Source organism: Trinickia camelliae, assembly GCF_053525655.1.
Genome location: NZ_JBCHAA010000016.1, coordinates 22,362 through 34,840, shown reverse-complemented (window position 1 = coordinate 34,840; position 12,479 = coordinate 22,362). Strand labels below are relative to the sequence as shown.

The following is a 12,479-nucleotide window of genomic DNA, read 5'->3' as shown; positions in this document are numbered from 1 at the left end:
TGTCCGATGCCGTCGGCGCCACCCCTGCGCGGCAGGCCGCCGCCGCAGAAATTCAGTCGACGCTAGCGCACTGCACGGGCTTCGCCTCCAGCAGCGCCATCAGCACGCCAGGCGCAAGGCTCACGAGATAGCCGCGCTTGCCGCCGTTCAGATAGATCGTGTCGAGCTCCAGGATGCTCGATTCGACGTACACCGGCATCGCCTTCTTGGTGCCGAACGGCGAGGTGCCGCCGACGAGATAGCCGGAATGCCGGTTCGCCACTTCCGGCTTGCAGGGCTCGACGCGCTTCGCGCCGATCTGCCGCGCGAGATTCTTCGTGGAGACGGTGCGGTCGCCGTGCATCAGCACGATCAGCGGCTTCGCGCGCTCGTCTTCCATGACGAGCGTCTTGACGACGCGATGTTCGTCGACACCGAGCTGCCGCGCAGACTCGGACGTGCCGCCATGCTCCACATACTCATAGGGATGCTCGCCGAAGCTCACCTTGTGGCGTCGCAGAAACTGCGTGGCGGGGGTCTCGGAAACGTGTTTCGATTTGCTCATGGGCGCATTCTAGCGGCGCCCATGACGCGAATCCAACTCACCCGCGCGGATGATGCGTCGCGTGCAGCGACTTGAGCCGCTCGCGCGCGACGTGCGTGTAGATCTGCGTCGTCGAGATATCGGTGTGGCCGAGCAGCAGTTGCACGACCCGCAGATCCGCGCCGTGATTGAGCAAGTGCGTCGCGAACGCGTGCCGCAGCGTGTGCGGCGACAGCGGCGCGTGCACGTCCGCCGCGCGTGCATGGCGCTTGATGATGTTCCAGAACTGCTGGCGCGTCATGCCGTCGCCGCGGTTCGTCACGAACAGCGCGTCCGCCGCGCGCGCGCCGAGCAACGCGGGCCGCGCTTCACGAAGATAGCGCTCGATCCAGCCGTGCGCCTCCTCGCCGAACGGAATCAGCCGTTCCTTCGAGCCCTTGCCGAGCACGCGCACGACGCCTTCGTTCAGGCCGACTTCGACCGTCTTCAGCGTGACGAGCTCGGTGACGCGCAAGCCGCTCGCGTACATCAGCTCGAGCATCGTGCGGTCACGCAGGCCGAGCGGCGTATCGATATCGGGCGCGCCGAGCAGCGCTTCGACTTGCGCTTCGGACAGCGTCGATGGGAAACGCGGCGGCTGCTTGGCGGAGCGGATCTTGAGCGTCGGGTCGGAGGCCGCGCGGTGCTCGCGCACGGCCCACGCGTAGTAACGCCTGAACACCGAAAGCCGGCGGTTCGCCGAAGTCGCTTTGTCGCCGCGGCGTGCGGCGATGTAGCCGTTCAGATGGAGTTCGCTCGCACTGTCGATCGACGCCGAATGCGTGCTCGCGAGCCATTCGGCAAACAGACGCAAATCGCGGCGATAGGCGTCGAGCGTGTTGCGCGAGAGGCCGTGCTCGAGCCACAGCGCGTCGCAGAACGCATCGATCGAATCGGTGCTCGCCGTGAACGTTGGCGACGGCGGCGGAGCCTCTTCGGCGGCAATGGTGGCGTTGGCGGCATCGGTCATAGCGCGGCTCATGCGTACTGAAGCAACCCTTCGTGAGCGAGCAGCCAGCGTTTCGTGCGGCGCAAATAGCCTTCCTCCGCCTCGTGCGCAAAGCCGCCGATCCCGCTTGCCGCCACGACGCGATGGCACGGAATCACGATCGGAAAGCGGTTGTCGCCGCACGCCTGACCCACCGCGCGCGCCACGCTGCCGACTTCCTTCGCGAGCTGCCCGTAGGTCAGCACTTCGCCTGGCGCGATCGCGCAAATGCCCTTCCACACGCGTCGCTGGAATTCGGTGCCGACCAATGCGAGCGGCAGATCGAAGGTTGCGTGCGCGTCTTCAAAGTAGCGCTCGATCTGTTGTGCCGCGCGCGCCGCGAGCGGCGAATCCGGCGCGACGCTCGCCGCGGTGTCGGGCAGATAAACGATTTCGCGCACTTTCACGCCGTCGGTCCGAATGCCAACTTTGCCGAACGGCGCGTCGATCACTGCGTTGAACATGGCTCTCTCCTAATGTGCTGACGACCGCCAATCATGCGGCCGCCAACGCCCACTGCACGTGCTCACGAACGAGCGGCGATTCGTCATCGGCGCGGCGCCTCAAAGCGGCAAAGATATCCGCACGCGCCGCTGCGTCAATCGATGAAGTCTCGGCGCGCAACGCATTGCCCATCGCGACCGCGATGTTGCGCAGCCACCGCTCGTAACCGATGCGCCGAATTGCGCTGCCCTGCATCCGCGTGTCGAATTCGTCCGCGCTCCAGCCGAACAATTCGACCAGCGTCGCACGATCCAGACCGTGCCGCACGTCGAAATCGTCGACAGGCGCGGCCTGCGCAAACTTGTTCCACGGACACACGAGCTGACAATCGTCGCACCCGTAGACACGATTACCGATCAACGGCCGCAAGTCTTCCGGAATGCTGCCCTTCAATTCGATCGTCAGATACGAAATGCAGCGCCGCGCATCGACTCGATACGGCGCGACGATCGCACCAGTCGGACACGCATCGATACAGCGCGTGCATTGCCCGCAATGCGCGCCCGGCGTTTCCGGCGCGTGCTCGGGCGAGGTCTCGGCATCGGCCGGCAGCGGCACGTCGACATAGATTTCGCCGATGAAAAACAGCGAACCGGCGTCGCGCTGCAGCAGCAACGTGTGCTTGCCGCGCCAACCAATGCCGGCTTTCTGCGCGAGTTCGATTTCGAGCACCGGCGCCGAATCGGTGAACACGCGATAGCCGTATGCACCGACCTCGCCTTCGATGCGCTCCGCGAGCTGTTGCAGCCGGTTGCGCATGACCTTGTGATAGTCGCGTCCGCGAGCGTAGATCGAGACGACGGCCGACGACGGATCGGTCAGGCGCGCCATTTCATGCGCGCGCCAGCCTCCGGTTTTCGCGCTTGGCGCGCCGCCTGACGCCGCGCTCTCTTCCGCCTTTCCCGCGAGCGTCGAAGCCGGCAAATAGGCGATGCGCGCTGTAATCACGCGTAGCGTGCCGGCCACAAGCTCGGCCGGACGCGCGCGTTTCAGGCCATGTTTGGCCATATAATCCATCTCGCCGTGGCAGCCCGCTTCGAGCCACGCGGCCAAGCCCGCCTCGGCATCCGAGAGGTCGATATCGCTGATACCGACCGCACCGAATCCCAACTCGCGCCCCCACTCCTTGATGCGCTGCGCGAGCGCCGCCAACGCGGCTTCATCGAAGCTGCGCGATGCACGGCAGTCGTCATCGGTCAAAGGCGCGTGGGACACGGAATGTTCCGGACATCGGTTCATCACGCTATTTTACGAGAATGCCCGTCAAGCCCGATCTCTCGACTCACGTTTCCGCGAGCCCCTTACTCGAGCGCCACTTCGCGCTCGCGGACGAAGCCGCCACCGATGCATTCGGCGCGCGCTTCGGGTCCGCCATCGAGAGCGTGCGAGGCGAAACGCGCAGCGATCGTCCTTTCAACGGGCTGCATGTGCAGCTGATCGGCGAACTCGGCGCGGGCAAAACGACCCTCGTGCGCGCGACGTTGCGCGGGCTCGGCCACACGGGCCGCGTGCGCAGCCCGACCTATACGCTCGTCGAGCCGTACGCGCTCGAGAGGCCCGATGGGGAACTCGAGCTTTACCATTTCGATCTTTACCGATTTGCCGATCCGGCCGAATGGGCCGACGCAGGATTTCGCGAGTACTTCAATTCGACTGCGATCTGCCTCGTCGAATGGCCGCAGCAGGCAGGGGGCTTGCTCGGCGTTCCGGATCTCGTTCTATCGCTTGACGTGGCCGGCGACGGCCGCACGCTCGATGCGCGCGCGTACAGCGAATCAGGAAAAGCATGTCTAGAAAGATGTTAATCAAGCCGTTCCAATCGATCGAATCGGCCGCAACCGCAACCCACAACTGGCGCCGCCGGCAGGTGCTGCGCGCGAGCGCGTCGACGCTTGTGCTCGGGCTCGCCGCGCCGTTCATCGCGCCGCGCATGGCCTGGGCGAGCTCCGTGCTCGGCGTGCGCGTGTGGCCCGCGCGCGATTACACGCGCGTGACGATCGAATCGGATCAGCCGCTGCAAACCACGCAGACGCTCTTGGCCGCGCCGGATCGTCTCGTTGTCGACTTGAACGGACTCGATCTCGACCAGGAGCTCAAGGATCTCGTCTCCAAGATCACGCCGAACGACCCGCAGATCCAAGCCGTGCGCGTGGGCCAGTATCAGCCGCATGTGGTGCGGATGGTGTTCGACCTCAAAGGCCAGGTGAAGCCGCAGGTGTTCTCGCTGCAGCCGGTCGGCAGCTACAAGTACCGGCTCGTGTTCGACCTTTATCCCGCCGTCGCGCCCGACCCGCTGATGGACCTCCTCGCGCAGAGCGAGCGCAAGGAGCAGCGTCTGAACCAGGGCAATCAGGCGTTCACGCCAGCCCCGCTGGCGGGCCCCGCCGCGCCGCCCCCGTCCGGGGGCACGGCCACGGGCGACAACAGCGAGGCGTTCTTTCAGCAATATGCGCAGAACACGCCGGGCTCCGACGTGCCGCGCCCGCCCGTCCCGGCCGCTCCGGCCGCACCCGCCACCTCGGCGCGCGCACCGGCCAAGCCTGTCGCCCCGCCGGCAATCGCGCGCAATAACAGCGGTGACGACGCCGGCAACGGCGACGCCTACGGCTTCACGACGCCCTCGAAACCCGGCACCGGCAATACGATCCGACTCTTGACGGTGGCGATCGATCCGGGCCACGGCGGCGAAGACCCGGGCGCGATCGGCAGCGCGGGAACCTACGAAAAGCACATCGCACTCGACATCGCCAAGCGCCTGCGCGCCAAGATCGACGCCCAGCCCAACATGCGCTCGATGATGACGCGCGACGCCGACTTCTTCGTTCCGCTCAACGTGCGCGTGCAGAAGGCGCGCCGCGTCGGCGCGGACTTGTTCGTGTCGATCCACGCAGACGCGTTCACGACGCCAGCCGCACGCGGCTCTTCGGTGTTCGCGCTGTCGGACCACGGCGCGTCGAGCGCGGCCGCGCGCTGGATGGCGAACAAAGAAAACTCGTCGGACCTGATCGGCGGCATCAACGTGAAGACGCAGGACGAGTCGGTGAACCGTGCGCTCTTCGACATGTCGACCACCGCGCAGATCCGCGACTCGCTGCGCTACGGCGGCTTCGTGCTCGACGAGGTCGGCGAAATCAACAAGCTGCACAAGGGCTCGGTCGAACAGGCAGGCTTCGCGGTGCTGAAAGCGCCCGACATTCCGTCGATCCTCGTGGAAACCGCGTTCATCAGCAACCCGGAAGAAGAGCAGAAGCTCAACGACGAGGCCTATCGCGACAAGATGGCCGACGCGATCCTGAAGGGCATCAAGCGCTATTTCGCGGCGAATCCGCCGTTAGCGAAGAATCGCATGGCCTAACGCGCCGCGGGCATCGTCCGAACGGCTAACGCTCTGCGCGGCGGCCAATCCCGCCACCCGCAGCGCAGTAGAATGGGCACTCGCCGTTCCGCTAAACGCAGTGCTGAAGCGCCAACGCCCGTCGACCGCGCTGCATGAGACGGGCGTAAGCGCTGAAGCGCCAACGCCCGTCGACACAGGACAACGCCATGCCCGACTCGATCAAAGCCATCCTCAAGCCCCATATCCGCGACGTCGGCAGCATCGCCGTGCGGCGCGTTCTTCCGGCCATGGCCGCCCGGCTGATCGGCCCGTTCATCTTCTTCGACCACATGGGGCCCGCCACGCTCACGCCCGGGACCGGTCTCGACGTGCGCCCGCATCCGCACATCGGGCTCGCCACGGTCACCTATTTGTTCGAAGGCTCGATCATGCATCGCGACAGCATCGGCTCGGTCCAGAAGATCGTCCCCGGCGACGTGAACTGGATGACAGCCGGGCGCGGCATCGTCCATTCGGAGCGCACGCCCGATGAAGAGCGCGGGCGAGGCCTCACGATGCATGGCATCCAGACATGGGTTGCGCTGCCGCTCGAGCACGAAGACGACGAACCTTTCTTCGAGCATCACGCCGCCGACACGTTGCCGCAAATCGAGCGCAACGGTGTGACGCTGCGCGTGATCGCGGGCACCGCGTTCGGCGCGACCTCGCCGGTCACGACGTACTCGGGCACGCTCTACGCGGCCGCGCATTTCGCGCCGGGCAGCGCGTTCGCACTCGAGCCCGAGCATGACGAGCGCGGCGTCTATCTCGTGGAAGGCGATCTGACGATCGACGGCGAACCGCTCGCTATCGAGCAAATGGCCGTGCTCACACCGGGCGAGACGGCCACGCTCGCGAGTCAGGCAGGCGCGACCGTGATGCTGCTCGGCGGGGAGAAGCTCGCGGGCGAGCGTTTCATCGAATGGAATTTCGTCGCGAGTTCGCGCGAAAAGATCGCGCACGCGAAGGAAGCATGGACGCGACAGGAGATGGGCAAGATTCCAGGCGAGACGGAATGGATTCCGCTGCCGGAGCGCGCGGCGAGGTGAACGGAGCGCGCCGTTGAAAGGCGCCATTGAAAGCGACTGCTCCGCCCCCATCTCGCAATCAAGCGTGGAGCCGCTCCCTGAGCGCTCACCGGACACCATTTGACGAGGATGCGATGGACACCACCCTAGCCACTTTCGAAAAAGACGTCATCGAGGCGTCGCTGCTGCAGCCGGTCCTGGTCGATTTCTGGGCGCCGTGGTGCGGCCCGTGCAAGTCGCTCGGCCCGATGCTCGAAAAACTCGAGCAGGAGCACGAAGGCAAGTGGAAGCTCGTGAAGGTGAATGTCGACGAGAACCAGGAGCTTGCCGCGCACTTCCAGGTGCGCAGCATTCCGCATGTGATCGCCTTCGCCGAAGGGCAGGCCGTCGATCAATTCATCGGCGTGCTGCCTGAAGGGCAATTGCGCGAATTCATCGACCGCCTCGCGCCGGACCCGGCCCAGGCCGAACGCCGCGCTGCGCAGTTCGCGCTCGAGGAAGGTCAAACGGGCGAGGCGCTCGACCATCTGAAGGCCGCGCTCGCGCTCGATCCGGGCTATGACGATGCGCGCCTCGACCTGATCGAGCTGCTGATCTCGCAGGACCGCGTCGACGATGCGCGCGCGGAAGCCGAATTGTTGTCGCCGAAGGTCACGCAAGGGATCGACGCGCGCTACAACGCGCTCAAAACGCGGCTGGATGCGCTCGATGTCGCAACCGATCTGCCGCCCACCGATGCGCTCGAAGCGCAGGTCGCCGCGAATCCGGGCGATCTGGAAGCGCGCTTCGATCTGGCCAACGCCTTGATCGCACGGCGCGACTACGCGGGTGCGCTCGGGCACTTGCTCGAAATCGTTCAGCGCGACCGTTCATTCCGCGACGACGTCGGGCGCAAAACCATGCTCTCGGTTTTCGATCTGGCGGCACACCAGCCGGAGCTCGTGTCGCAATGGCGGCGCAAGCTCAGCGCCGCACTGAACTGAGCCTGAGGATCAGGCGCGAATCCAGCGCGATTCAAGCGGCCGCTTTCGCCAACGCGCGCAGCGCGTGGGCGGCGGCCGCGAACCCGAAGCTCGCCGTCACGCACACGCTCGAACCAAAACCCGCGCAGTTCAGCCCGACCGGCCCCGTGTGGCCCGGCGACGTGCTCACGTGCTGTGCTTCTTCATCGATATCGCACACCGCGGCTTCCGGATAGATCAGCGGCTCGTCGGAGTACACGGCGCTCACCTTGAATTTCGCTTTCGGCCCACGCGGAAAGCCGTGCTGCTTGCGTAGTTGCGCGCGCACTTTCGAAAGCAGGGGGTCCTGAATCGTCAGCGCGAGATCGTCGATGCGGATGCGCGTCGGGTCGAGCTGCCCGCCCGCGCCGCCCACCGTCACGAGCGGCTGCCCGCGCTCGACGCACCATGCGATCAGCGCCGTCTTGGTGCGCACGCTGTCGATGGCGTCGATCACGTAGTCGAAGCCGCCGCCGAGCAAGGCGGCGAAGTTGTCCGGCTCGACGAAGTCCTCCACGAGCCGCACGTCGCACGCCGGATTGATCAGCGCGATGCGCTCGGCCATCGCCTCGACCTTCGGCTTGCCGAAGTTGCCGTCGAGCGCGTGAATCTGCCGGTTCGTGTTGCTTTCGGCGACGTTGTCCAGATCGATCAGCGTCAAACCACCGACCGCGTTGCGCGCTAGCGCCTCGACGGCCCACGAGCCGACCCCACCGATTCCGATGACCGCCACGTGCGAGCGCTCGAACGCCGCGAGCGCGGGAGCGCCGTAAAGGCGCGACACGCCGCCGAAGCGGCGCGCACGATCCGCGTCAAACTCGTCTGAGCGGCTGGTAGTAAGATCGGGAGTCGTCGCGGAGGCGCGGGGGCTGGACATGGCGATGTGGGCCAACAGGCAGAAATCGAAGCCCGTATTTTGCCTGATCGGCGCCAGACGCTCGACGGCGGAAACGCCGGGCCGACGCAAGATTTTTACGCCTTCGCTATACTGAATAAATTGAAGCGTTCGCATAAGAATATGAGCACACTTGCCGAACTCCGCAAAAACTACGCGCTCGGGTCACTCGACGAATCCGACGTGGATCGCGATCCGATCCGTCAATTCGACATCTGGTTCAAGCAGGCAGTCGACGCCAAGCTGCCCGAACCGAACACCATGACGCTCGCCACCGTCGACGAACGCGGCCGGCCCTCGGCACGCATCGTGCTTATCAAGGGCGTCGACGAACGTGGCTTCGTGTTCTTCACGAACTACGAAAGCCGCAAGGGCCGCGATCTCGCGCATAACCCGCACGCCAGCCTACTTTTCTACTGGATCGAACTCGAGCGGCAGGTCCGCATCGAGGGCGCCGTCGTCAAAACGAGCGCGCAAGAAAGCGATGCGTATTTCACGTCGCGGCCGCTCGGCTCTCGCATCGGCGCTTGGGCGTCGGATCAAAGCCAAGCGATCGCGAACCGCGCCGTGCTCGAAGTGCGCGAGCGCGAAATGAGCGAGCGTTACGGCGAGAACCCGCCGCGTCCGCCGCATTGGGGCGGCTACCGGCTCGTTCCCGACACGATCGAATTCTGGCAAGGGCGCCCGTCGCGCCTGCACGACCGCGTGCTGTACACGCGCGAATCCGGCGGCGACTGGCGCATTTCGCGGCTTTCGCCGTAACGCTTTGATTCGTCGGCGCGGTGCTGCGCTGCGCGAATAAGGCGTGCAGCACCGTCCACCGATTCGAGCGCGGCCTAAGCGGACGGCCTTGTGTTCCGCGACGCCTTGCCTCTTTTTACCGCTCCGCCAGTCTCCGAGCGAGCTTGCGTAGCGGTCGAATGGTTGCTTTGCCTTTCATTTCATCGAACACGGAGAATGAACATGTTCTGGGAGAAAAAGCTGGCGCAGTGGGTGCAAGATGTGCGGGAAAAGGCGAACATTCCCGCGCGTTTGGTGTTGTGGGACGGCAATCAGTTCGACTTCGGGAGTTTCGCCGCGCCGCAGGTCACGCTGAAGGTCAATAGCGCCTCGGCGCTGCCGCTCTTGCTCGAACCGAGCCTCGACAATCTCGGCGAAGCGTACGTGAAGGGCAAGATCGATATCGAAGGCAAGCTCTCCGACATCATCAACATCGGCTATTCGCTCGCGAGGAGCACAGTGACCAACGCGAGCAAGCTGGCCCGCGTGCGCCGCTACTTCAATCATTCGAAAGCGTCTGACAAAAAGGCGATCCAGTATCACTACGACGTCTCGAACGAGTTCTACAAGCTGTGGCTCGACGAGAACATGGTCTATTCGTGCGCGTACTTCGAGAACGGCAACGAAGACATCGGCACCGCGCAGCTGAAGAAGATCGACCACATCCTCACCAAGATCCAGCTGCAGCCAGGCCAGCGCCTGCTCGATATCGGCTGCGGCTGGGGCGCGCTCGTGCTGCGCGCGGCGAGCAAGTTCGGCGCGCAGTGCGTCGGCGTCACGCTTTCGCAGAACCAGTTCGATCTCGCCACCCAGCGCGTGAAGGACGCCGGCTTGCAAGACAAGATCGAGATTCGTCTGCAGGACTACCGCGACGTGCCGGGCCAATTCGACCGCATCACGAGCGTCGGTATGTTCGAGCACGTCGGGCGCAAGAACCTGCCCGAATACTTCAAGAAGATCCACGATCTGCTCGTCGACGACGGTGTCGCGATGAACCACGGCATCACGTCGACCGACTACAACAGCGGCGAGACGGCACTGGGCGGGGGCGAATTCATCGACCGCTACGTGTTCCCCGACGGCGAGCTGCCGCATATCAGCCTCGCGCTCGAAGCAATGCAAAGGGGCGGGCTGGAGGCAGTTGACGTCGAGAGCCTGCGTCGGCACTATGCGCACACCCTCGACATCTGGGCCGACAATTTCGAAGCGAAGGCCGAAGAGGCGAAAAAGCTCGTCGACGACGAGAAATTCCGCATCTGGCGCGTGTATCTGGCGGGCTGCGCCTACGCGTTCGAGCACGACGATGTCTCGCTTTTCCAAGTGGTGTGCCGCAAGGCCGGCCGCAGCGCGACAACGCTGCCGTGGTCGCGGCGCTATATGTACGAGAAACCGCTGTGATGCGCCCCGCGCGTCGCGCGGGTCAATCACAAGCGATCGATGGACGAAGGCAGGCCGCGCGACTTAGCGCAACAAGCAAGCGACGAAGCCAACACCGGCGCAACCGAAGGCGAGCAATTCGATCTGTTCGGTGCGCCGGTGCCATTTCCGGCGCAGTCTCCGGAAGCGGCCCGGTTGTCGTCGAAACGCGACGGCAGCGCCCAATCTGCCGCATCCCCTTCCGCTCTACCGGCTGATCCCAAGCCCAATCGCCGTGCCCGGGAGGTGCTGCCCGCACCATCCTCCCCCGAAGTGCTCGACGCCGCCGCCACATTGCCGCCCCAGGTGCACCTCGGCACCTCGTCGTGGTCGTTCCCGGGCTGGCAAGGCATCGTCTACGGCGACGACTACAGCAACACCAAGCTCGCGCGCGACGGCCTCACGGCATACGGCGCGCATCCGCTGTTGCGAACGGTGAGCATCGACCGCTCGTTCTACGCGCCGCTCACGCTGACCGACTACCTGCGCTACGCCCAGCAGGTGCCCGACCATTTCCGCTTCATCGTGAAAGCGCCCGCGTCCGTAACCGACGCGACGGTACGCGCCGAGCGCGGCGAGCCGGTCGCGCCGAATCCCTGCTTTCTGAATGCGCAGCTCGCCGCCGATGAATTCGTGCGGCCGTGCCTCGAAGGACTCGGCGCGAAAGCGGGGGCTTTGGTGTTCCAGTTTTCGCCGCTGCCCGACGCCATGCTCGCGGAGCCGGCGGAGCTCATCGAGCGCCTCGCGCAGTTCTTCGCGGCGCTGCCGCCACTGCCCGAAGGAGCGTGTTATGCGGTGGAGATTCGCGACGCCTCGTTGCTCACGCCGCGTTTCATTCGGATGTTGCGCGCGTGCGGCGTCCGCTATTGCATCGGCTTGCACGCGCGCATGCCCGATCCGCTGCGCCAGGCGGCAGCGCTCGCGCTGCTCGATGGCGACACGCCGAGCGGTCCGCTCATCGTGCGCTGGAGTCTGCATCAAGGCTTCAAGTACGAACAAGCGAAAGCGAAGTACGACCCGTTCGACCGCCTCGTCGACGAAGACCCGAACACGCGCTCGGCGCTCGCCGAACTCGCGGCGCGTTATGCGGTAGCCGGGCAGCCGGTGCTGATCACGATCAACAACAAAGCGGAAGGGTCGGCGCCGCTTTCATGCGTCGAGCTGGGACGCGAGATCGGAGCGGCGTTTGCGCAGATGCGCGACGAAGCAGGCAAGACAGAAGAAACGGACGAAACGCCGTAATCCTTAGACGAAACGTGCGCGCGGGCCACGCCGCGCGCCACCGCCCTCATACGCCAGGCTTCATCCGGTGCGCGAATTTCTTGCGGAATTTGGCGACCTTCGGCGCAACCACGAACGCGCAATACCCTTGATCGGGATGCTGCGCGAAATAGTTCTGGTGGTAAGTCTCGGCGGGCCAATAGTTGCCGTCGAGCGGCAGGACCTGGGTGACGATCTGCCCGTCGTACAGCCCCTCGGCGGCGATCTCGCGAATCACCTGCAGAGCAGTCTCTCGCTGCGCCTCAGAGTGCGTGAAAATCACCGATCGGTATTGCGTGCCGACGTCGTTGCCTTGCCGGTTCAACTGCGTCGGATCGTGGATCGCAAAGAAGATCTCGAGAATCTCCTTGTAGCCGATCTTGGCCGGATCGAAATCGACCTTCACGACTTCGGCGTGCCCGGTATGGCCGTCGCAGACGCGCTCGTAGGTCGGATTCTCGACCGTGCCGCCCGAATAGCCCGATTCGACCGCGATGACGCCGTCGACGCCCAGATACACTGCCTCGAGACACCAGAAACAACCGCCGCCCAGCGTGGCGGTCTCGCTTGCTTGAGTCATGCCTGCTCCTCGTTGAATGGCGCGCTTAGCCGTTCAGCTTAGCGGTTTTTGGGCGCTCCGGCGCAACGCCCGTGCCCTCCAGCCTCCGT

At 65.0% G+C, this 12,479-nt stretch carries 13 protein-coding genes; 7 read left to right on the top strand and 6 right to left on the bottom strand.

Annotation, left to right across the window (positions count from 1 at the left end; translation table 11 throughout):
• Positions 1-52: 52 nt before the first annotated feature.
• The 4 genes from ybaK to queG are packed head-to-tail and all read right to left on the bottom strand — an operon-like array spanning position 53 to position 3,293.
• Positions 53-544, bottom strand: a complete 492-nt coding sequence (ybaK, locus tag AAHK20_RS24370; RefSeq protein WP_449184077.1) for a Cys-tRNA(Pro) deacylase — start codon at positions 542-544, stop codon at positions 53-55.
• 37 nt (positions 545-581) lie between these two features.
• Positions 582-1,532 (bottom strand): site-specific tyrosine recombinase XerD, encoded by a 951-nt coding sequence (gene xerD / locus AAHK20_RS24365; RefSeq protein WP_449184076.1) that lies wholly within the window; start codon positions 1,530-1,532, stop codon positions 582-584.
• 8 nt (positions 1,533-1,540) lie between these two features.
• Positions 1,541-2,014: a methylated-DNA--[protein]-cysteine S-methyltransferase gene (locus AAHK20_RS24360; protein ID WP_449184075.1), complete on the bottom strand. Its 474-nt coding sequence runs from the start codon at positions 2,012-2,014 to the stop codon at positions 1,541-1,543.
• A 31-nt stretch (positions 2,015-2,045) separates the two neighbouring features.
• Positions 2,046-3,293, bottom strand: a complete 1,248-nt coding sequence (gene queG, locus AAHK20_RS24355; RefSeq protein WP_449184074.1) for a tRNA epoxyqueuosine(34) reductase QueG — start codon at positions 3,291-3,293, stop codon at positions 2,046-2,048.
• A gap of 17 nt (positions 3,294-3,310) precedes the next feature.
• On the opposite strand from queG, the gene tsaE reads away from it, so the two are divergent.
• The 4 genes from tsaE (at position 3,311) to trxA (ending at position 7,441) form a co-directional block, all read left to right on the top strand.
• A complete protein-coding gene (gene tsaE, locus AAHK20_RS24350; protein ID WP_449184073.1) occupies positions 3,311-3,859 on the top strand; it encodes a tRNA (adenosine(37)-N6)-threonylcarbamoyltransferase complex ATPase subunit type 1 TsaE in 549 nt (182 codons plus the stop codon).
• On the top strand, positions 3,841-5,409 hold the full coding sequence (locus AAHK20_RS24345; RefSeq protein WP_449184072.1) for an N-acetylmuramoyl-L-alanine amidase: 1,569 nt from the start codon (positions 3,841-3,843) through the stop codon (positions 5,407-5,409). Before tsaE ends, AAHK20_RS24345 begins: the two co-directional genes overlap by 19 nt.
• A 188-nt stretch (positions 5,410-5,597) precedes the next feature.
• Positions 5,598-6,479 (top strand): pirin family protein, encoded by an 882-nt coding sequence (locus AAHK20_RS24340; RefSeq protein ID WP_449184071.1) that lies wholly within the window; start codon positions 5,598-5,600, stop codon positions 6,477-6,479.
• Between the two features lie 113 nt (positions 6,480-6,592).
• Entirely contained in the window at positions 6,593-7,441 is an 849-nt protein-coding gene (trxA, locus tag AAHK20_RS24335) for a thioredoxin (protein WP_449184070.1), read from the top strand.
• 31 nt (positions 7,442-7,472) lie between these two features.
• Here trxA and tcdA read toward each other — a convergent pair whose 3' ends face one another.
• Positions 7,473-8,336 (bottom strand): tRNA cyclic N6-threonylcarbamoyladenosine(37) synthase TcdA, encoded by an 864-nt coding sequence (tcdA, locus tag AAHK20_RS24330; RefSeq protein ID WP_449184069.1) that lies wholly within the window; start codon positions 8,334-8,336, stop codon positions 7,473-7,475.
• Positions 8,337-8,477: 141 nt separating this feature from the next.
• Here tcdA and pdxH point away from each other — a divergent pair, with 141 nt between their 5' ends.
• The 3 genes from pdxH (at position 8,478) to AAHK20_RS24315 (ending at position 11,792) form a co-directional block, all read left to right on the top strand.
• Positions 8,478-9,116 (top strand): pyridoxamine 5'-phosphate oxidase, encoded by a 639-nt coding sequence (gene pdxH / locus AAHK20_RS24325; RefSeq protein WP_449184219.1) that lies wholly within the window; start codon positions 8,478-8,480, stop codon positions 9,114-9,116.
• Between the two features lie 201 nt (positions 9,117-9,317).
• Positions 9,318-10,532 (top strand): class I SAM-dependent methyltransferase, encoded by a 1,215-nt coding sequence (locus AAHK20_RS24320; protein ID WP_449184068.1) that lies wholly within the window; start codon positions 9,318-9,320, stop codon positions 10,530-10,532.
• A 39-nt stretch (positions 10,533-10,571) separates the two neighbouring features.
• A complete protein-coding gene (locus AAHK20_RS24315; RefSeq protein ID WP_449184067.1) occupies positions 10,572-11,792 on the top strand; it encodes a DUF72 domain-containing protein in 1,221 nt (406 codons plus the stop codon).
• Between the two features lie 46 nt (positions 11,793-11,838).
• Here the strand turns inward: AAHK20_RS24315 and msrA are convergent, their stop codons facing one another.
• On the bottom strand, positions 11,839-12,390 hold the full coding sequence (gene msrA / locus AAHK20_RS24310) for a peptide-methionine (S)-S-oxide reductase MsrA (protein ID WP_449184066.1): 552 nt from the start codon (positions 12,388-12,390) through the stop codon (positions 11,839-11,841).
• Positions 12,391-12,479: the final 89 nt, after the last annotated feature.